Origin of the sequence: Roseimicrobium sp. ORNL1 (assembly GCF_011044495.1) — a bacterium.
GTDB lineage: Bacteria > Verrucomicrobiota > Verrucomicrobiia > Verrucomicrobiales > Verrucomicrobiaceae > Roseimicrobium.
In genome coordinates this window covers 513,779-533,880 of sequence record NZ_CP049143.1, presented here as the reverse complement: position 1 = coordinate 533,880, position 20,102 = coordinate 513,779, and the positions used below count along the sequence as shown (strand labels likewise).

Annotated in this window: 18 protein-coding genes and 1 tRNA gene; 13 read left to right on the top strand and 6 right to left on the bottom strand. The window is 60.6% G+C overall.

Annotation, left to right across the window (positions count from 1 at the left end):
• Window positions 1–103 precede the first annotated feature (103 nt).
• The 9 genes from G5S37_RS02120 (at window position 104) to G5S37_RS02080 (ending at window position 10,769) form a co-directional block, all read left to right on the top strand.
• Complete coding sequence (locus G5S37_RS02120) at window positions 104–1,837, top strand: hypothetical protein (protein WP_165200294.1); 1,734 nt, start codon at window positions 104–106, stop codon at window positions 1,835–1,837.
• A 438-nt stretch (window positions 1,838–2,275) separates the two neighbouring features.
• A complete protein-coding gene (locus tag G5S37_RS02115; protein ID WP_165200292.1) occupies window positions 2,276–3,826 on the top strand; it encodes a hypothetical protein in 1,551 nt (516 codons plus the stop codon).
• A gap of 100 nt (window positions 3,827–3,926) precedes the next feature.
• Window positions 3,927–5,528: a S41 family peptidase gene (locus G5S37_RS02110; protein WP_165200290.1), complete on the top strand. Its 1,602-nt coding sequence runs from the start codon at window positions 3,927–3,929 to the stop codon at window positions 5,526–5,528.
• Between the two features lie 113 nt (window positions 5,529–5,641).
• Entirely contained in the window at window positions 5,642–6,940 is a 1,299-nt protein-coding gene (locus G5S37_RS02105; RefSeq protein ID WP_165200288.1) for a PQQ-binding-like beta-propeller repeat protein, read from the top strand.
• A gap of 291 nt (window positions 6,941–7,231) precedes the next feature.
• On the top strand, window positions 7,232–7,558 hold the full coding sequence (locus tag G5S37_RS02100) for a hypothetical protein (RefSeq protein ID WP_165200286.1): 327 nt from the start codon (window positions 7,232–7,234) through the stop codon (window positions 7,556–7,558).
• Between the two features lie 511 nt (window positions 7,559–8,069).
• Window positions 8,070–8,531, top strand: coding sequence for a cupin domain-containing protein (locus G5S37_RS02095; RefSeq protein ID WP_165200284.1), 462 nt, complete (start codon window positions 8,070–8,072; stop codon window positions 8,529–8,531).
• A 184-nt stretch (window positions 8,532–8,715) separates the two neighbouring features.
• Window positions 8,716–9,183 carry a DUF2127 domain-containing protein gene (locus G5S37_RS02090; protein WP_165200282.1) on the top strand — a complete coding sequence of 156 codons (468 nt, stop codon included), beginning with the start codon at window positions 8,716–8,718 and terminating at the stop codon, window positions 9,181–9,183.
• A 1-nt stretch (window position 9,184) separates the two neighbouring features.
• Window positions 9,185–10,195 (top strand): hypothetical protein, encoded by a 1,011-nt coding sequence (locus G5S37_RS02085; RefSeq protein WP_165200280.1) that lies wholly within the window; start codon window positions 9,185–9,187, stop codon window positions 10,193–10,195.
• A 58-nt stretch (window positions 10,196–10,253) separates the two neighbouring features.
• Window positions 10,254–10,769 carry a hypothetical protein gene (locus G5S37_RS02080; RefSeq protein ID WP_165200278.1) on the top strand — a complete coding sequence of 172 codons (516 nt, stop codon included), beginning with the start codon at window positions 10,254–10,256 and terminating at the stop codon, window positions 10,767–10,769.
• Between the two features lie 317 nt (window positions 10,770–11,086).
• On the opposite strand, the gene G5S37_RS02075 is transcribed toward G5S37_RS02080, so the two are convergent.
• The 3 genes from G5S37_RS02075 to G5S37_RS02065 form a co-directional block, all read right to left on the bottom strand.
• Window positions 11,087–12,676 carry an NCS2 family permease gene (locus tag G5S37_RS02075; RefSeq protein ID WP_240914780.1) on the bottom strand — a complete coding sequence of 530 codons (1,590 nt, stop codon included), beginning with the start codon at window positions 12,674–12,676 and terminating at the stop codon, window positions 11,087–11,089.
• 61 nt (window positions 12,677–12,737) lie between these two features.
• Entirely contained in the window at window positions 12,738–14,744 is a 2,007-nt protein-coding gene (ligA, locus tag G5S37_RS02070) for an NAD-dependent DNA ligase LigA (protein WP_165200276.1), read from the bottom strand.
• Window positions 14,745–14,768: 24 nt separating this feature from the next.
• Window positions 14,769–15,179, bottom strand: coding sequence for a VanZ family protein (locus G5S37_RS02065; RefSeq protein ID WP_165200274.1), 411 nt, complete (start codon window positions 15,177–15,179; stop codon window positions 14,769–14,771).
• A 201-nt stretch (window positions 15,180–15,380) separates the two neighbouring features.
• Between G5S37_RS02065 and G5S37_RS02060 the strand changes: the two genes are divergently transcribed.
• A complete protein-coding gene (locus G5S37_RS02060; RefSeq protein WP_165200271.1) occupies window positions 15,381–15,884 on the top strand; it encodes a hypothetical protein in 504 nt (167 codons plus the stop codon).
• Between the two features lie 129 nt (window positions 15,885–16,013).
• Here the strand turns inward: G5S37_RS02060 and G5S37_RS02055 are convergent, their stop codons facing one another.
• The 3 genes from G5S37_RS02055 to G5S37_RS02045 are packed head-to-tail and all read right to left on the bottom strand — an operon-like array spanning window position 16,014 to window position 17,026.
• On the bottom strand, window positions 16,014–16,283 hold the full coding sequence (locus G5S37_RS02055; protein ID WP_165200269.1) for a CopG family antitoxin: 270 nt from the start codon (window positions 16,281–16,283) through the stop codon (window positions 16,014–16,016).
• Between the two features lie 37 nt (window positions 16,284–16,320).
• A complete protein-coding gene (locus tag G5S37_RS02050; RefSeq protein WP_165200267.1) occupies window positions 16,321–16,602 on the bottom strand; it encodes a BrnT family toxin in 282 nt (93 codons plus the stop codon).
• A gap of 46 nt (window positions 16,603–16,648) precedes the next feature.
• Window positions 16,649–17,026: a VOC family protein gene (locus G5S37_RS02045; RefSeq protein WP_165200265.1), complete on the bottom strand. Its 378-nt coding sequence runs from the start codon at window positions 17,024–17,026 to the stop codon at window positions 16,649–16,651.
• Between the two features lie 290 nt (window positions 17,027–17,316).
• Between G5S37_RS02045 and xylB the strand changes: the two genes are divergently transcribed.
• The 3 genes from xylB to G5S37_RS02030 all read left to right on the top strand — a co-directional run bounded on the left by xylB (window position 17,317) and on the right by G5S37_RS02030 (window position 20,048).
• Window positions 17,317–18,822 carry a xylulokinase gene (xylB, locus tag G5S37_RS02040; RefSeq protein ID WP_165200263.1) on the top strand — a complete coding sequence of 502 codons (1,506 nt, stop codon included), beginning with the start codon at window positions 17,317–17,319 and terminating at the stop codon, window positions 18,820–18,822.
• A gap of 251 nt (window positions 18,823–19,073) precedes the next feature.
• Entirely contained in the window at window positions 19,074–19,733 is a 660-nt protein-coding gene (locus tag G5S37_RS02035; RefSeq protein WP_165200261.1) for a lysophospholipid acyltransferase family protein, read from the top strand.
• 240 nt (window positions 19,734–19,973) lie between these two features.
• Window positions 19,974–20,048, top strand: a tRNA-Val gene (locus G5S37_RS02030).
• The last annotated feature ends 54 nt before the right edge of the window (window positions 20,049–20,102 follow it).

Genomic DNA, 20,102 nt, shown 5'->3' with positions numbered 1-20,102 from the left:
GTTCTCCAACCGACATCATCTACCAAAGAAAAGTTCTCCTGCCACGTGATGCCCAAAACATCACGCATTCGCTTTTCTCACCGCCATCCCTTTGCTTCCCGCTATGAGACGAGTCCTTCCCTGGTCCGCACTCACGCTGGCGTTCTTCTACTGCGCCCAGGCGACTCGAGCACAGACTCCAGACTTTGTGCGAGAGAACTCCTCCGCCCAATTCCAATCCGCCGTGGGTGAGGCCCGCCCCCTTGCTCTCCTTCCGCCACGCATACAGGCTGCGGATGGAAAAGTAACCCTGTGGGCCGACTATCAGAACACCAGCACGGACGCAGTGCCCCTCTACCTGGTCAATCGCTCCGGAGAAGATCTCGTACTCGATTCGCAGGACAACGACCTCTACATCAAACTGGAAACCACAAAGGAGGACGGGACCTGGACACGAGCACAGGGCGCCCTTTTTAGCTGGTGCGGCAACAGCTACTTCCCCGTGGCACTTCCGGCGGGCCATTACTTTGAGTTCCGGGGGTATCGCTCGCCAAACGGCACGAAACGACCGGTGAGGTACGCCTGCTATGGCAGGCGAAACATCATCTCAAACACCGGCGAGGGACTCATCTCTCCAGACGACCTCAGGGCCGCCAGGGAGGACTCCATGGCAGAGCGCACATGGGCCGTGCCCAACTCCGTGTTTTTTCCCATCTACAAGCCAGTCTGGACCTATGCTCCTCACGCACCTCCCGAGGTGAGGACGAACTACTCGCTGTTTCTCGATACTCTCCATCTGCTGCCGCTGATGGCGCGAGATGAGCGCCTCCTCGCTGTGGTCGCGCGCGCGAGAGAGACCCTTGCTGCTGTGCCTGCCACACCCGACACGCAGGCTGTCCTTCAGGAAATCGACAAGGTACAGGCCCACCAGTGGCCCTCGGGCTCTCCTGCATCCCCACCACTCGCACAGCTCTGCTTTCAGCGACTCTACGACCCTGCAAACACCACCGGAGGCAGCAACACCATTTCCGAGTACGCGGCCTGGCGAGTCCTCTCCATCGAGGCTCGGGCACTGCCTTCGCCCCATGCAGGGTTGGAGCAAAGCGACCTGAGCCAGTGGAGACCCCTACTCGCTCAAGCGCAGCGAGCGCTGGAAGATGCCTCCACTCCCAAACCCATCGCCCATGCCGCTTCGCTTATCCTGGGCTCGCCCGGTGTGGTGGACCCGCTGGTCGGAGACGCCACCGTCATTGCCTGGTTGCAGTCCCCGCATCAGGAACTGCAAAAACTCGGTGTCCAAGCCCTGGCAAGACGGGAGCAGCACGCGCTATTGCTCTACATCGCCCGAGGCCTCAGCCCCCAGGCGCAGCTCGACGTTTTGAGGGTTCTGGGAGCTACCGGCACTATCCGGGCCATAGGCCATAAAGGCACGGAAACTGTTCCAATCTCGGAGGCGGAAAGACAATTCTGGGCCCACTGTTTCGAGACCCAACCTTGGGATTTCCTCCTTCAGGCGAGTTACAACGATCGCGTCTTCCTCATGGGAGACGCCGTTCGCCTGCCTCTGAAAGAACTCCTCGTACAGGAAGCAAAGACTGGCGCCTCAGCACCGAAGGACTTTCACCTCGACAAGAAACGAGCACAAACGCTTCGGCGTGCCCTGCAAGTCCTGGATGAATTCCAGCAGGTGGAAGACAATGCCCTCTTCCAGAAATTGACGAAGCATCGCGGCCTTGTCTCCGAGCGCGTCAACTTGATGACAGGCGGAGGGTTTGACCAGGACGTTTCCATCGTCGCGCAGACAGCGACCCATATCTTGAAGCGGCGCACCGAAGTCACGCAGCAGGCAGGGCGCTGACGCATCCTGCATCCAGCCAGCTCTGGATGGAATGCACTCCACGTTTGTCTCCACCCTACTTTTCAGGTGCCACCCGCGCGCGGTCCCGCTGTACTCTCCGCCGGCGGATGACACCTCCTCAGCAAAGCATCCCTACGGTTACAAACCATTCCAAACGCGCGACCAGCAAAACGACCTCGTATGTATTGTAAACGGCATTGTAAAAATGTGCAGGGGCTACGCGAGTTGCAATCCTCATCCCAAGGAATAGCTGGCAGACTCGTGATGCTGAAAACGATGAGCATCCTCAAGCCCATGACAACATTTCGTACATCCGATCGCAAAGGATCATTCTTGAGTCTGGCAACAGCAACCACCCTGGCACTCTGCTTTTTCGTCTCCGCCGAGCCAGCGGAGCCAAAACCGATCTTCGAAAACCCGTCTGCAAAATTTTTTTCCATGGCAGGTGATCCACTCCCCATTTCAGCACTGCCCACACAGGTGCAGGCTGCGGAAGGCAAGCTGACGCTCTGGGCGGACTACGCCTCTGCAGACCAGACGTCGGCGCCCCTCTACCTCGTGAACCGCACCGGTAAGGACCTCGAACTCGAAGCGCAGGAAGGCGACTTGCGCATCAAGCTGGAGTTCAAAAAGGAGAACGGTGCGTGGACTCGGGCGCAGTCTCACATCCACAGCTGGTGCGGAAACAGTTACGTCACGGTTCAGTTGCCGGCGAACCAGTTCTTCGCGCTGCGTGGATACCGGGCGGCGAAGGGCCAGCAGCACGCAGTGCGCTATTCCATCTATCGAGGCCTGAAGCTCACTTCCAACACTGGGGAAGGCCTGGTCTCACCCGACGACATCGAAGTGGTGGAAAGGGACATCCTCACCATGCTAAAGATTCCCCATACCATCATCGGCACCTTCTGGACTTATTCACGCGGAGACAGAAGTCCCTCGGCCTTGAACGAGTGCATGCCGGTGCTCCGCATCCTGCCGCTGTTTGAGCGCAACGCAGTACTCCTCGAGGAGGTGAGGGATTTCCGACGTGCCGTTTCCGCTGTTCAGCCAGCGACCGCGGAGACAGAGGCAGCTCTCCAGAGCATTGACAAGGTGCTGTCCCACCCGTGGTCCTCAGACCCTTCAGTGCCCATCACTGAACTGTGCATCCAGCGCGTTCTGAATGCCCCGGATGCTCACCCGGGAATCCGCGACATTCCAGAGACCCTGGCGTGGAACATTCTCATGGATACCGCCACCGCCATTTCTCCCACGCAAGTCCCAGGAGAGCTGCCGGATGATCTCAAGAGATGGCAGCCCGTGCTGACGAGGGCGGAGCAGTTGCTGGGGCAACCGGAGACCGCACCGGCGATGAGAAAGGTCCTCCTGAACATCCTCGCTTCCGGCGGAGTGGTGGAACCATTGGTGTCGGACACCACGGTGCTCGCGTGGGTCAAGTCACCGCACAAGGAACTTCAGATTCCCGGCGCTCAGGCATTGCTCAGACGTGGCCAGAAACTACAGCTCTTGCAACTCGCGCAGGATCTCCCGCCCCAAGCCCAGATATCCGTGCTTGTCGCCCTGGAGCGGGAAAAGGAGAGTATCAGATTTGTTCCCGTTGCTCTGCAATTTCCGAGTGAAGAGGAGCGGTACTGGACCCATTGCTTCAGCACCCAGCCCCTGGAATCTGTCGCCGCATTGCCGCGGGGAGCGTTTTTTGCGGGAGACGCAGCCCGCCTTCCTTTGCGCGAGTTTCTCATCAAGGAGGCAAAACGAGGGATGGCTGCAGGGGCGGATTTCCCCCTGGACCCGCAACAGGCAGAGCTTCTCACCCTCGCTGTCCAGTTTCTGGACAGGTTCAGCAATGCGGAGGATGACGACCTCCTGCGTGACCTGACCAAACATCGCGGCACGCTACGGAACACCTTGGATGTCACAGCCGTCGTAGCCGCGAAGGCGCAAGAAGTCCTCGACCAGCGCGCTGAGTACTTGAAAGCCTCGCGGCGCTGAGAGGCTGGATTCGTTGTCGCACCTGCCCGAATGAGAAAGGTGCCTCTCGTCGTTGCACTTTTCAGGTGCCACCGGCGCGCGGTCCCGCCATACTTTCCGCATGACCCCTGCCCCGTTGCGGCTCGCTTTTCTGCTCACGTTTTCTTCCGGCCTCGCTTCCGTGGGCCTGCTGCCTGCTCCCCTCACTGCGCAGGAGCCGCCGCCTGCCGCCGCCGCCAAACCCGCTGACGACCCGGCCTATGCCCAGCTGGAGCTGCTCACGCGCGCCATGGAAATCATCCGGCAGAACTACGTGAACGAGAAGGAAGTGAGCTACGAGAAGCTGGTGGAAGGCGCGCTGGAGGGCATGCTGCGCAAGCTGGACCCGCACTGCGAATACATGGGGCGCTCCCTCTTTGAGGAGATGCAGCAGGAGCAGCGCGACACCTCGGAGGGCGTGGGCATCACCATCGCCCTGCGGGAAGGCACCCTGACCATCATCACCGTGCAGGAGAATGGTCCTGCCGCGAAAGCCGGTGTGCAGCCCAATGACCAGATCATCCGCATCGGCGAAGTGCTTACGGACAGCATGAGCACCATGGAGGCCGTGCAGCACCTGAAGGGAAAAGCCGGCGAAGCCATCCGCATCACCGTGCGCCGCCCGGGCACGAAGCAGTTCCTCGATTTCAACCTCGTGCGCCAGGCGCTGCATGAGAGCTCCGTGCGGGATGCCATGCTGCTGCATGACCGCCTTGCCTCGCCTTGGAAGATTGGCTACGCACGCATCACCGAGTTCACTCAGAACACACCCAAGGACCTCAGCAACGAGCTGGACAAACTGGAGAAGGAGGGCATGCAGGCTTTCATCCTCGACCTGCGCAACAACCCCGGCGGCCTCATCGATTCTGCTGTGGGTGTGTGTGGTGAGTTCCTCCCGCCCAACACCGTCGTGGTCACCACGGAGGGCCGTGTGGCCTCGCAGAATCCCCCGCCCTACCGCACGCCACCGCGCGAGGGCAAGGCGCTGCGCAAGTATCCCATGGCCATCCTCATCAATCAGGGCAGCGCGAGCGGCTCCGAACTCGTGGCCGGCGCCCTGCAGGACCTGAAGCGCGCCATCATCGTGGGCACCACCAGCTTCGGCAAGGGCTCCGTGCAGACCATCCTGCCCATGAAGAACGGCGCCGCCATGCGCCTCACCACCGCGAAGTACTACACCCCCGCGCACCGCACCATTCACGAGAACGGCGTGGAGCCGAACATCGTCTCCTCCCTCACCAGCGAAGAGGAGGGCAAGATCATGCAGTGGCGCGCCGATACCTCCAGCGGTGAGGCTCGCGGACTGGACCTGGCAAAGCTCGGCGACCGCCAGCTTGAGCGTGCCACGGACGTGCTGAAGGGCGTGCTCGTGTACCAGCAGTTTGAGAAAGGCGCAGCACCCGCCGCTGCGGCAACCACCACCCCCACTCCACCTGCTCCCGGGAAGCCGGGCGAGCCCAAGCCTGCCACCCCGAAGGCCGCTCCTGCCCCCAAACCCAAGCCCGTGACAGTACCCGACAAGATTCCGCCACCCGCCGCCACACCGGCGCCCACGCCCGGTCTTTCCAGTCCTGCGCCCGCTGCGGCGCCGACGCCGGCACCTGCTCCCAGCTCTGCGCCTTCCCCCACTGCCACGCCGCCCAAGGACGAGAAGAAACCCACTCCGCCGCCCACCGAAGGTTGAGCTCATCCGAAGAGGCCGCGCCGAGCGCGCAGCCTGCACATTTGTTTCTTTCTCGTTCAAAGTCGCACTCTCCGAAAAGACCCGCGTCACACACGCGTTACCCAAACCCTGCTATGATCCGGTCGCTGCTCACCACCACCACCCTGCTCGCTCTTGCCTCCACTTCCCTGCTGCATGCGGAGGAATGGTCCCGGTTCCGTGGCCCCAATGGCAACGGGGTGGGTGATGCCAAGAATCTCCCCGCCACCTTCACCGACGAAAACACCGCCTGGTCCGTGAAACTCGGCAAAGGCTGGTCCTCTCCCGTGCTATGGCAGGACAAGGTCATCGCCACCGTGGAGACCGATGGCGGCCACCGCGCCGTGGTCTGCCTCAGCGCCGCGGATGGCAAGGAATTGTGGAAGCACGAAGAGACCTTCCAGAGCCACCAGCAGCACAAGTTCAACTCCTTCGCCTCCAGCTCTCCGTTCGTCGATGCGGACCGCATCTACATCAACTGGACCAGCGGCGACTCCGTGGCCGCACTCGCGCTGGATCACAACGGCAAGCTCCTCTGGCGCCGCGACAATCTCTCCCCCTATGTGCATGAGCACGGCTCCGGCTGCTCCGCGATTGTGGCGGATGGCGTGATGCTCGTGCGCTCCGAATTCTCCCTGGAGAAGAACGGCAAGAGCCTCGCCACTCCCGAGCAGGTCGACTGGAAGCCCAGCCTGCTGGGCCTCGACACCGCCACTGGCAAGACCTTGTGGAAAATTGACCTGCCCCACACCCTCAATCCCTACAGCACCCCCGTGGTGCGCGACGTTCCCGGCGGCAAGAAGGAATTCATCGTGGCCAACACGACCAGTGGTGTGATGGGATTGGATACCAAGACCGGCAAGATCAACTGGCAGCACAACCCCGGCCTGCGCCAGCGCAGCGTCGGTTCCTTCGTCCTCGCGGACAACATGCTCTTCGCGGCCTTCGGCTCCGGCGATGGCGGCAAAGAAAGCGCCCTGCTGAAGCTCGGCAACGGCAAAGCCGAGGAAGCCGGCTCCATCATCAAGAACATCCCTTATGTGCCCACGCCCCTCCTCATCGGCGACCGTCTCTACATGCTGAAAGACGGCGGCATCCTCACCTGCCTGAAGTGGCCCTCCGGTGAAGAAGTGTATAGCGAGCGCGTGGTCGGCGGCAGCGGCGGCAGCACCAAGTACTTCGCCAGCCCCGTGGCAGCCGATGGAAAAATCTTCTGCTGCTCCCAGACCGGTGAAGTCGTCGTCGTGAAAACCGGCGACAAATTCGAAATCCTCGCCGCCAACAAGCTCGACAGCCCCATCAACGCCACCCCCGCCATCGGCCACGGCCGCATCTACGTGCGCACGCAGGACTCGTTGTATGCGATTGGCGCAAAGACACCGGTGCTACCGTAACACGTTCCTGTCAGAAGCCGAAGGCCCTGGACTGCGGCAGCCTGCTGCCGCTTTGAAGAGTCCACAGCCTGTTGTGGCGATGGCCGCTACCTCCAAGCAACTTCGCTCGTCGAGGGATGTTCTTCTTGAAGCCGCTGCCTGAAGGGCAGCAGGAGCCCAGCCCAGGGTTAAGGAGCCTTAGCGACTGACACCCTGGGTATGCACCAAAAAGATGCTCGACCCTGAAGGGGTCGCGGAGACGTGATGTGCGCAGTGGATGAGCCTCTCACCTAGTACCAGCCCGCCATAGTCATGCCCTCAACCTATCGTCGCCTCATCACCGCTTACTGCGACGCACACGGTGTCACCATTCCGCCGGGCTTTGGGCGAAACACCCCTAGCCGCTTCGCCATCATCCGAGCAGACACCTCCCCTCCCAAGCTTGTTGCCGTAACGTGGTTCAAGCAGGAGGATGTGCACTATTACATCGACCGCTTTCTAAAACCGGAACTGGGAGAGTCCTTCATGCAATCGATCCGCATCTTGGATTTCAAGGAAGGCTGCGAGCTTGTTGATGAAGGAGGCGCTCGATTCAAGAAGGGGGCTGCGTTTATCCAAAAAGATCCGCCCTCACAATAGCATCAAGCGGCGGCACGCCACGAATGGCCTACCCCAAGGAGCGGCGACTTTAGTCGCTGACTTTTCGCGCCTGAAGCGCGAACCCAATGGCGGCTAAAGCCGCCGCTCCTTGCCGAGCCCCTTGCGTCTTCTCAAGACGCGACGCTCATCATCGTCATTGTCCACAACCGCTTCACCGTTTACGGTGCGTTGGTCACTGGTTTCCTATGCACCCCACCGAATCTGCCGCGAGAGTAATCGGAGGCATGTTCCAATCCACGGTGGTCATTGGCCCTTGTTGGGACCGACTCTCTGACGAAAAACGAGGCCTGCTGATCCGAATGTGGCAACACTTCATCCAGCAAAACCCCGCGAGCGCCGCGGAGAACATCATGAACTCCCTCTCGTCCCATCCAGACCTGCAGGACGCATGGAACGCATTGAGCCCTTCACTCCAGCAGGTTCGCGGAAACGTCATACGCGTGATAGCCGCCAATACGACTGCTCGTTGACCCCAAATCTTTCCTGCGCCATGACGCCCATCACCGGCTACCACCTCATCACCCCGGAAGACCTCTCGTGGCGGCCCTCCAACCAGATGCTCATTCCCAATGCGGACTACCTGGAACGCACGGGCAGCCAACTCCTCGGGGCACGCCTCTGGCGTCTGCCGCCGAAAAGCGCCAACACCTGGCACAAGCACATCTGCGCGGAGGAGTTCTACTTTGTCCTCGAAGGCACCGGCCGCATCCGCATCGGTGAAGACACTGTCACCGTGCCCAAGTACGGTGCCGTTCATGTCGGCCCCGAAATGATGCGCCAGGTCTTCAACGACACCGATACCGAAACCCTCTGGCTCATCCTCGGTGCCCCGGACAATGAACTCGCCCCCGGCGAGAAGTTCGACATCAAACGCTTCTGGCCCGAGGACCCCAAGCAACTGCCCAGGGAACTGGAAGGCGTGAACTGGCCGCCATCACCCCAAGGAGGTTAGGCGTCCTCGCCTGACAGTGGGCGTTAGGCTTTCCAGCCTGACCGAACATCTGCCTCAAGCTCCACAACCCCAAGTGGCCATCCCCCGCGTAACTACGCAGACTGCTTCCTCACATTCTTCCATCTGGATTTCCCCAAACAGTTCGTCCACTTTCGTCGCCTCCGAGGAGTAAGAACACCTGCCCATGCCCCCTACCAAAGGACTCAGCGTCATCGCTACGATCGAAGCCCTCAAGGGAGCGCTCGTCCTGCTGGCAGGCTTCGGCCTGCTGGCTCTCATCCACCACGATGTGCATGCCGCCGCCGAGTCCCTCGTGCACCGCTTCCACCTCAATCCCGCGCACGAGATTCCCAAGGTCTTCATCCAGGCCGCCGGCACCGTGAATGACTCCCGCATCTGGTTCCTCGCTGGTTGCGCTGCCGCCTATGCCACCGTGCGTTTCATCGAAGCCTACGGCCTCTGGAAGGCCCGCCGCTGGGCCGAGTGGTTCGCCGCCATCAGCAGCGGCATCTACATCCCCCTCGAACTCGCTGAACTCGCCCACGGCATCACCTGGCCCAAGGTGACTATCCTCGTGGTCAATGTCATCGTGCTGGTGTACATGGTCTACCTGTTGATCCAAGGCAGGAAGAATCACCGGCGAACGACATGACATGACGTCCCTGAGACAGCTCGCGACCAAGCTGTTCCGCCGTGGTGCGAAGCCACTGGACAGCTACATTCGCTACCTGTTTCGCGGTGGAAGATACTTTCTTCTTGCCCGCTATTCCGGCGACTACACCGCGGAATCCGTGGAACAGATGGAGCGGGAAATCCTCGCCGCGCTCCGCAAGAGACCAGCCGAAGGCCTTCTCATGGATTTCTCCGGTCTCACCTACACTTGGGGTGACGACCTGCTTCGGCCCCTGAGTTTTCATCCCGAGGTTCCCGCACTCGATTCGGAGGAGTATGCGTCCGTCGACTTCAAATCGTTACGCCCCTTTCCAGTCGCCTACATCGTGACAGACCGCAATCGCGAGGGCTTCACCTCATTGATTGCCCACGACCCATGCGACACCACTCCCGAAGAAGTCCTGTTCAGATGTCAGAACGACGCTGTCCAAGCACTTCACGAGGCTCTGGATAAGGAAGGATGCGCCAGACCATATCCAAGTCTCGAAGAGCAACGCCACGCGCCGCGCCCCACCTCCCGGATCCAGTGCCGCAAGTGCCCGGCCATGATTCTGGAAGCCACCGCAGCAGAGTACCACGGGACATGTCGCAAATGTGCCCGCACCAAGGGATACCGAAACAGGCTGAAGCAGTTCGTGTCATTCGCCCAGGTGTGCCTCTTGTTTCCATTCCTTGTCATCGGCACTCCCTTTCTTTTGCTATTCATGGGACTTCAATGGATGTGGAGAACCTGGCGTTTTCCTTTCGATAGGAGTGCCATGCTTCTGAAAATCCAGCATCGGATTCCGAATCGCAAAGAAGCTCGCTCCTTCTTGAGAGGCGTGATTCATGGCTACTGGTCATCCGCGCCGGATATGTCCGTCATGGACCCAAGCCCGTACTCTTGCGGCATGAATGACGGTGGCCGGCTCCGGCGCGGTGAGATTTCGCCTTCAGAGATTCCCACCGGATGCCGTTTCCGGTATTCTCGTGGCACAGCAGATGAGCACTGAGAATCCATCAGCCGGCAACCATCACTCCCATCGGGTGCCATGCCGGAAGTGCCCAGCCATGATTCTGGAAGCCACCGCCTCCAGATACCGGGGATACTGCGCCAACTGCTACCGCTCCCATGGCCTGCGCGCCTGGCTGGTGAAAATCGGGCAGTTCATCGGTGCGATGATCCTACTCGTCTTTTTCCTTCTCTCCCTGCCGTTCATGCTGGCGTGGCTTTCCATCCAGAAAGCCATTCGAACGCGACGATTCCCCTTCGACCGGCCTTCACTCCTGGCCGCTATCCAACACGTCCACCCCAACGACAATGATGGCCGATGCTACCTGAAGGGCGTGATCGACGGATACTGGGAGGCATCTCCCAAGAGACGCTTCCACATAATAGAATCGGCCTATGCCTATGGATGCGTCGATGGCGAAAAGCTCCGTCGGGGCGAAATCGACGTGTCTGACATTCCCTCTCATCGCAGCCCCTTTCTGCCACCAGCACATATACCCGGAGCCAGATACCGCACAGGCGAGGCCAGCCATTCCCAGCCTGGGCCGCACACCTTCACACCATCCACTTCGTGACTTCGGACAATCCATCAACGCGCGAAGAAGAGCCTTCCGCTCCCCGTGCTGAGAAATGGTCCACCATCTCCAATTTCCTCAGCTGGCTCATGCTTTTGGCCACGCTCGTTTCACTCTCCATCCCACCTTCCGACAAAGTGAGCGGTTCAGGCTTGTTCTACGTCAGGATTGCTCCCGCCATGGTGGGCGCTATTTTCCTTCTCATCTCGGCCATCCGGTCTCGCGGTATAGCGCGCCTCATTCCAATCCTCGGACTGGGCATCGTGGCATTCATTTTCTTCATTCTGCTCCAGACCGTTCACTCCGACTGACTGTCTCTACTCCCCCCTCGTCTCCACTTCCTCCGCCCCCTTCACCTTCATCAGCGCCATCACCATGAGCAGCACCGCGCCTGCCAGATAGGCAATCGCAAATGCCGGTGCAGCAGTGAACCAGGCAAAGTGATTTTCCACTCCGGCAGGCGTGAGCTTGTAGGAGTGAATCAACCCCACGGCGGAAAACAGCGCCGCCGCCGCGAGCCACATCGCCGCTGCCTTGAACTTGCGATCAATCACAAACGCCATCACCGCCGGATAGATCACGGAGGTGATGAGGAATCCCTGACTCAGCGCGATCACACCGTACACATAGAGATTCGGCGCAAACTTGTCTGCTGTGCTCGCGAGGTCGGTGCCCGCCACCCGCAATGTCGTCTCCACCTGCACCAGCAACCACGCTGCCAGCGAGGGAATGAGCCCCATGGCCACGGCCAGTGCGTGCGGTCTCGGGCTTGCCTGAAATGCCTGTGCCGTCATCACAATCCCAATCCACAGCAGGATGCCCAGCGTGGCCTCCAGCGGCACCACCTGTAGCACGTGTCCCGCCGCACCCAGCAGCGCGAGCGCGCAGATCACGACACCATTCATCCACGAGTACGCCCAGCGTGCCCCCATCGCCTTCCAACCCGGATGCCCGATATATAACGTCGTAGCGAAGGGACTGCCCAAGCACGCGGATACGATGCTGCCAATGCCATTCGCCACCAATGAGGGCGCGGTATCATACTTGTCTCCCGCCGCCTCCGCGCTCTCCAGGCATTGCAGCGAGCCGATGATGTTGAACAGCCCCATGGGGAAAATCACCGCCATGTAGCTCCAGCCCACCTCCGAAGTGAGGAATCCAAACAAATCGCCGCCCGACCAATGCGGCAGATGAAGTCCAATCGGCTCCACCTTTCCCGACGCCCAGTCCGGCGCCAATCCCAGCGAGCGCAACACCCACGCCAATGCCGTGCCCAGCAACACCGCAACAAATCCCGCCGGCAATCCCAGAGGTAGCTTCAGCCTCGCGGCATAACAAAACAAAATCAGCAACATGGGCAGCACGCCCACCGCAGGCATGGCAAAAAGCTGGAACACAAACCCCATCGCGATGAACGTCACCGCAATCCCCGCCAGCGAGGACAGCAGCGCCGCACGCGGCGCATGCGCCCTCAGCGCCCGGCCAAACGCCGCACCGATGAATTCCATCACCCCGCTGATGAAGCACGCGAACAGGCCCGCCTTCCATGCGAGCGACGCATCCCCTGTCTGACGGTAGATGGGCGCCATGATGAAGACAATGTAGGCGAAGAGGCTGACCGTATTGATGCCGTACGGCATCGCTGTCACATCATCTCGTCCTTCGCGTTTCGCGAGCCGCCACGCCTGCCATGCGTAGAAGAAATTCCCCACCAGGATGGACACCGCCGCACCCGGCAGAATCTTCGAAGTCACCTCCCCATGCGTCATCCCGCACAGCACGGGACACAGATGATAAATCAGTAGGAGCTGCAGCAGGTTGTCGACGAAGAGCCCAAAGAACCCGTCGAAGTCACCCTTGGTGACGCGGAGGAGACTGGGAGTGGATGAGGAGACTGAGGCGGCCATGCGAGGGAAGATGAAAGCAGGATGCGTGCGAGCTGGCAAAGAGTGCCGCTGCTCCGCACGATCATTGAATCAATTCTTGAAACTCCGCTTCGGTCAGCACTTTTACACCAAGCTTCGTCGCCTTCTCCAGTTTGCTGCCCGCCTCCTCTCCCGCCAGCAGATAGCTGGTCTTGCTGCTCACACTGGAGGAGACCTTCCCTCCGTGGGAGCGGATGATATCCGCCACCTCATCGCGCCCCTGGCTCAAGGTGCCCGTGATCACCCACGTAGTGCCTGCCAGCTTGTCACTGGCGCGGTCTTCCTTGGGATTGGCAAACTGCAATCCTGCCGCGCGCAGGCGGTCAAGACGCTCTACATTCTTCTCCTCGCGGAACCAGTCATGGATGCTCTGCGCCACGATGCCTCCGATGTCCTGCACCTTCAGCAGGTCCTCCATGGAAGCCGCTGCCAGTGCATCGATGGAGCCGAAATGTTCGACCAGCGAGCGAGCTGAGGACGCGCCCACCTGCGGTACTCCCAAGCCAAACAGCAACCGCCACGGCGGCTGGGCCTTGCTCTCGGCAATGCCCTTCAGCAGGTTCTCGATGCTCTTCTTCCCCTGACGCTCCAGCTTGCCGAGCGCCTCCTCATTCAAGTCATACAGGTCCGGGATGTGATGCACCAGGCCGATGTCCACGAGCTGCCCCACCACCTGCTCACCGAGCCCACGAATGTCCATCGCGCCACGATGCGTGAAGTGCTCCACGCGCCGCTTCACCTGCTCCGGGCAGTCACTGTTGGGGCAGCGGATGGCCACCTGTCCCTCATCCTTGCGCACCGGCGTGCCACACACCGGGCACTCCGTGGGCACCGGCACCGGCGTTTCGTCGCCCGTGCGCTTGTCCTTGCTCACCGCCACCACGGCCGGGATGATTTCACCCGCCTTCTCGATGGTCACGAAGTCACCCACACGGATGTCCTTGCGCTCAATCTCCTCGAAGTTGTGCAGCGTCGCGTTGCTCACCGTGCTGCCGCTGAGGAAAACCGGCTCCAGCCTCGCCACCGGCGTAAGCGCACCCGTGCGCCCCACCTGGATGTCCACGGCGAGCAGCTTCGTCTCTGCCTGCTCCGCCGCGTACTTGTAGGCAATCGCCCAGCGCGGCGCCTTGCTCGTGGAGCCGAGGTCCCGCTGCTCCGCAAAGGAATCCACCTTGATGACCGCGCCGTCCGTGTCATACGGCAGCTTCCGGCGACGCTCGTCCAGTTCATGAATCACGCCCAGCATCTGCTCGATGCTGTCGCAGTCCCAGAGCAGTTCCGCCTTGGGCAAGCCCGCCTCTTTCAGGAGGTCATAGATCTGGCTCTGCGATTGCAGCTTCGCCTCACCATGGTCACCCATGCCGTAGAAGATCACGCTCAGCGGTCGCTTTGCCGCATCACGGGGGTCGAGCTGCTTCAGCGAGCCTGCGGTGGAATTGCGTGGATTCGCAAAGCGCGGCTCACCCGCCTCTTCACGTTCCTGGTTCATCTTCTCAAACTCCGCGCGGTTCATGTACACCTCGCCACGCACTTCAAAGGTCTGCGGCACATGCTTCGGCAGGCGCAGGGGCAGCGAGCGGATGGTCTTGAGGTTTTGCGTGATGTCATCCCCCACGCGACCATCACCGCGCGTCACGCCGTGTTTCAGCACGCCGTTTTCATACCTTACGGAAACCGCCACGCCATCCACCTTCGGCTCGATGGTGCACTTGATTTTCTCCCGCCCCAGTCCCTTTTGTAGTCGTGCGTAGAACTCACTCAGCTCCTCCTCGGAGTACGTGTTATCCAGGCTCATCATCGGCACTCGATGCGTGATCTGAGCAAACCCTTCCAGCGGGGCACCACCCACACGCTGGGTAGGCGAGTCCGGCGTGATGAGTTCCGGATGTTCCTTCTCGATGTCCTGCAGCTCACGCAGGAGCTGGTCAAACTCACGGTCGCTGATCTCCGGCGCCGCCTGCTGGTAGTAGAGGCGGTTGTGGCGCTCAAGTTCAGAGCGCAGGTGTTCGGCACGCTTGGCTGCGGAGGTCTTGTCCTTATCCTTGTCCATACGGACAGGATTAGCAGGGGCAGGTCAGGGTTCGCAAGGCTGCTTTTGTTTCAACCGGATGCCCGGCATGCACAGAAGCACCATGCCTGCCAGCGAGCCGATGATCCCACCCGACGCATCTGCCAGCCAGTCTCCCAAATCATTGCCACTCCGGTTCGGAATGAAACTCTGGTGAAATTCATCAAACGCCCCCACGAATGCCGCGAAAAGCAGCACCAGCAGCGCAGTCTTCAGCACACTCCGGGCAGGATTTTTCAGTCGCAATCCCACGAAGAGACAGAGCGACCCCAGCGCGAAATACCCGACATGATAGACCTTGTCGCGGTTCTCGAACTCGGGGCCCGGCGGCTGCAACGCGGACTGGTTGGACAGCAAGAACAGCGCGACAAACCAAATGGCGACAGCTGTGAACCAAAGACCGGGGCGGCGAAGCATGAGAGACCAAAAATCTCGTAGCAGAGCGGCCCCCACGCAAGCGGGGCACCGAATTTTGACGCTTTTTCCCCCTCACGGAGCCAAATTCACCGCCCTTCGGGGTTACGCCCTGCACGCGTGCACGTGAACAATCTTTCTAGGAATTCTGATTGTTGTCGCCTAAACCACACGCTTAAAGTCGGGCTCCGTCAATCCAACTCCATGAAACTGACTTCCCTCCTCTGCTTGGCAGCCTGCCTCGCCTTCACCTCAGTCGCCTCGGCCGACACCACCATCCACTATCCCAATGAGAAGGAGGCCGTCTTCACCATCACCTCACCGGATGACTGGGAATTCGAACCGGGTACGGAAGATGATCCCTACTGCAAGCTCACCAAGGGGGACACCGTCCTCTACTTCCAGACCGTGGAAGGCACGGAAGACGGCATCACGGCAGCCATTGAGGGAACCTATGAGTACGTGAAGGAGACTTATCCCAAGGCCAAGCTCCCCAAGCCGGAAGAAACAAAGATCGACGGCAAGCCCGCTCTCGCCGCCTCCGGCAATGGCAAGGATGAAGACGGCGTGGACACGGAATTCGGCTTCGCCTGGGTCTTCATCGACGATAAACACATCGCCGAACTCTGGTTCGAATCCTCCGACACGGACAAGAAGATCATTGCCGAAGCGGTGAAGATCCTCAAGTCCTTCAAGGCCGGCAAGTAAGCCCGCCTTCGTTATTTTCCCAGCCTCTCTTCTGCATTGCAGGGGAGAGGCTTTTTCGTGCCGTCCAGCACCGCTGTCGGGTCAGAAGACCCAACGCCCACAGTCAGACCGGAAGGTCTAACCTCCTCCCTAGTCCTTCATTTCCTCTTCCATCCGCTCACTGAGCCACTGCTTGATCATGCTCTGGTAGTTCAGATAACGGCGGCGGGCGATACGCTTGATGCGGCTGAGCATGCGCGGATCAAAGCGCAGGGTGATCGTCGTGCTCTCCCTGACATCCGGGCGGTGCATGGAGCTCTGCATGAGCCGGGCATCCAGCTGGTGCTCTGACCAGTATTTCGCCTCATCCTCCTCGGAATCGAAGTGCGGGAGGTCGCTCCAGGACCGGATGGATTTCATGGCGTTTGCGTGGGCTGGGCTAGGCGATCGCGGCGAGTTAGAGGTCCTCAGATTTCTTCCGCTCGTAGAAATGCTCCTCCTCAGGAGTCATGGGACGCGACAGGATGACACGGTAGCGTTTCCCGTCCGTCCAGAAGATGCTGAAAATGCCCTTTCCGGCGAGGGATTTGCCGAGGGAGAAATACCGTGCCTCACGCGGCCTGTCACTTTCACCATCCGGCAAAAATTTGAGGGCAAAAGGGTCCTCGAACGTCTCCTCAATGTCCTTGGGGGGCAATTGGGAGAGGTCAAATGGGACGTCTAGCCAGTCAAATTCCATGCGTGCTTCAGTGAGGCATGTGTATATACGTGAATTTCAGAGCATTCTAGGATTGATACTCAATGAGTTCAACCTCGTATCCTTCCGGGGCATCAATGAATGCAAAAACTCCGCTGCTGCTCTTCGTGGGACCGTCGGAGAGAGGGTAGCCCTTGGAGGCCGCGTGCTTGGCGAAAGACTCCAGGTCCTTCACTTCAAAGGCCAGGTGGGTGAGGTCAGGCCCCACCACCACCGGGCCGCTCGCCGGGTAGCTGCAGATTTCGATGAGCTCCTCGCTCTCCGGAGCCTTCAGGAAGACCAGCTCAGACCCGCGCGGGGACTTGTGCCGCTTCACCTCTTCGAGCCCGAGCACGTCCTTGTAGAAGGAAATGGTCTTCTCCAGGTCGGTCACTCGATACCGGGTATGTAGAAGTTTTGAAACCATGGCTGATGAAAAGGGGGTGGAATCCACTGCGCCCGAAGGCGCGCTCAACTTGTCCGTAGTACATCCAGCCGGAAAAGCACGCAGCCTTTCATAAAAGTTTCCTCATCATGGCCATCGCTGTCGGGAAACCGCTGGCCCAGCATTGATATCGAGCCCGCGGAAGGGCGATATTTCCCACGGCCCGTGGCCCTTTGAAGGGCAAAAGATGGCTGGCAAGCCCGCACCACCGCGCTATAGCCTGAGACGGCTCGTCGATTCGATGGACCGTCGCCAACCACCTTCCTCAACCCATGTCCTCCCTTTTCCTCGGCATCGACAGCGGCACACAGAGCACCAAGGCCATTGTGCTCGACCTTGAGTCCGGCCAGATCGTCGCCCACGCCCATCGCAAGTATGACCTCATCGAGGGCCTACCCGCAGGCCACCTTGAGCAGCACCCCTCCGAGTGGATTACCGCCGTGGAAGGCTGCATCAGCGAGTGCGTCGAGCACCTCGGCGACAGACGGAAGGACATCGCCGGCATCGGCGTGAGCGGCCAGCAGCACGGCCTCGTCGTGCTGGACAAGGAGGACCAGATCGTCCGCCCCGCCAAGCTCTGGTGCGATACCTCCACCGCGCCGCAGTGCGAGCAGATCGCGCATGAGTTCGGCGGCCAGCCCGGCTGCATCGCCCTCGCGGGAAATGCCATCCTCCCCGGCTACACCATCCCGAAACTCCTTTGGCTGAAACAAAACGAGCCGCAGAACTTCGCCAAGGTCACCTCCATCCTGCTGCCGCATGACTACATCAACTTCTGGCTCTCCGGCGTGAAGCGCATGGAGTACGGCGACGCCAGCGGCACCGGCATCCTCGATGTCCGCCAGCGCACCTGGAACCGCGAGATCTGTGACTTCGTGGATGAGCGCGTGCTCAGCATGCTGCCTCCCCTCGGCTCCTCCCAGGAAGTGCACGGCACCATCCGCCCTGAGCTCGCGAAGAAGTGGGGTCTCAATGACAACGTGATCGTCAGCGCCGGCGGTGGCGACAACATGATGGGCGCCATCGGCACCGGGAACGTGAAGCCCGGCATCATCACCGCCAGCTTCGGCACCAGCGGCACCCTCTACGGTGTGGCGGATGCCCCCGTGGTGGACGGCCAGGCTGAAGTCGCCGCTTTCTGCGACAGCAACGATCTCTGGCTCCCGCTCGTGTGCACCATGAACGTGACCGTCGTGACCGAGCAGGTGCGCGAGATGTTCGGCTGGACCATCCCCCAGCTCGAAGCCGCCGCCGCCGAGGCCCTTCCCGGCGCGGAAGGCATTCTCTTCCTCCCCTATCTCAACGGCGAGCGCACGCCGAACCTGCCCAATGGCACCGGCGTGATCCACGGCCTGCGCCCCGGAAACATGACCCCGCGCAATCTCGCTCGCGCCGCCATGGAAGGCGCCACGCTGGGCCTCGCGTATGGCCTGCAGCGCTTCCGCGAACTCGGCATGAATCCCGCCGAAATCCGTCTCACCGGCGGCGGCTCGCAGAGCAAAGCATGGCGCCAGCTTGCCGCGGATATCTTCAACGCCGAAGTCGTCACCCTCGCCACCGCCGAAGGCGCTGCTCTCGGCTCCGCCATCCAGGCCGCCTTCGCCCTGCTGAAGCGCGACGGCAAAGCCACGAACATCGAGGAACTCACCTCGCGCCTCGTGACACTCGACGAAAGCACCCGCTGCCGTCCGGACCCCGCCCGGGTCGCACTCTATGCCGAGAAGCTGGAGCAGTTCAGCCAGCTCACGCAGCGTCTGCGCGAGGTGGAGTATCTTTGATTTGCTGCGGCCAAAGCATGATCACTTGGGACTTAGCGTTCGTTTATTTGGGCATTGGTTTCGTTCTGCTGGGGCTGGCCGTATTTATCCGAAATTGGTATGTGCGTTTCTTCGCAGCCATCTTGTGCTTCAGTCTCAGCACTGAATTCCTTGAGGAGCTGTTGAGAGGATACGGCACCTTTTCACTTGTTGGTTGGCTCGTATTATTGGCAATGGGCGCCACAGCGCTCTGGTTATCTTGCTATCCCGAAGTGAAGCTCCGCATCAAACTCCCCAAAAAATTCCGTCTCAAACGTCCCGGCAAGGCTGTCGCCTGGCTCATCCGCGTATTGGGCAACACCCTGCGTTTCCGTTTCATCAATCACGCCGGCATGGCGTACCCCACGGATGAGCGGCACATCTGGGTCTTCTGGCACAACCGCATGTTCCTCATCCCGTACCTGCGGGAGACCCTCATCCCCGGACAGGAGGGCGCCTTCCTCACCAGCCCCAGCGGCGATGGCCAGGTGATTGCGGATGCCTGCTCGGATTTCAAACTCAAACCCGTGCGCGGCAGCAGCTCCCGACGTGGCGCCCAGGCCATGGTCGAACTGGCGAACTACGTGAAGAGCGGACACGACATCGGCATCACCCCGGATGGTCCGCGCGGCCCGAAGTACCAGATGAACCTGGGCGTCATCAAGCTCGCCCAGCTCACCGGCGGCAAGCTCATGCCCGTGCACATCCGCTTCGACCGCGCCATCCGCTTCCGCACCTGGGACGGCTTCCTCCTCCCCCTGCCCTTCAGCGGCGTGGAGGTGGAGTTTGCTAAACCCTTCACCGTCCCCCGCCGCATGACCGAAGAGGAATGCGAGGCCCAGCGTGCCGCTCTTGAGAAGATCATGGTCGAAGGCACCCACGAGGAATTGTAACTGCGCCCTACGTACCCCAAGTCGGACGCGGCCCTGGGAGCGCTGACGTCCCGTCGGCGTATTTGCGTCGCAAGGTATGCAATGTCCAAGCTGCCAATACGCCGGCCAGAGGCCAGCGCTCCCAGGGCCACCCAAGCAACTCTCACCTACCCACTCCACCTCACCCTACTCCCGAAAAAGCATTTGCGCCCCCCTAGGCGCTCGTGTATCCACTCCCCCGGCTTCCAAAAAGCCATCCCCGCGCGGTTAGCTCAGTGGTAGAGCATTACCTTGACATGGTAGGGGCCACAGGTTCGAACCCTGTACCGCGCACCATTTCTCCCTCCAGCATCTCGGAGACTTGGCCCACACCTGCAGCTCTTGCTGTTC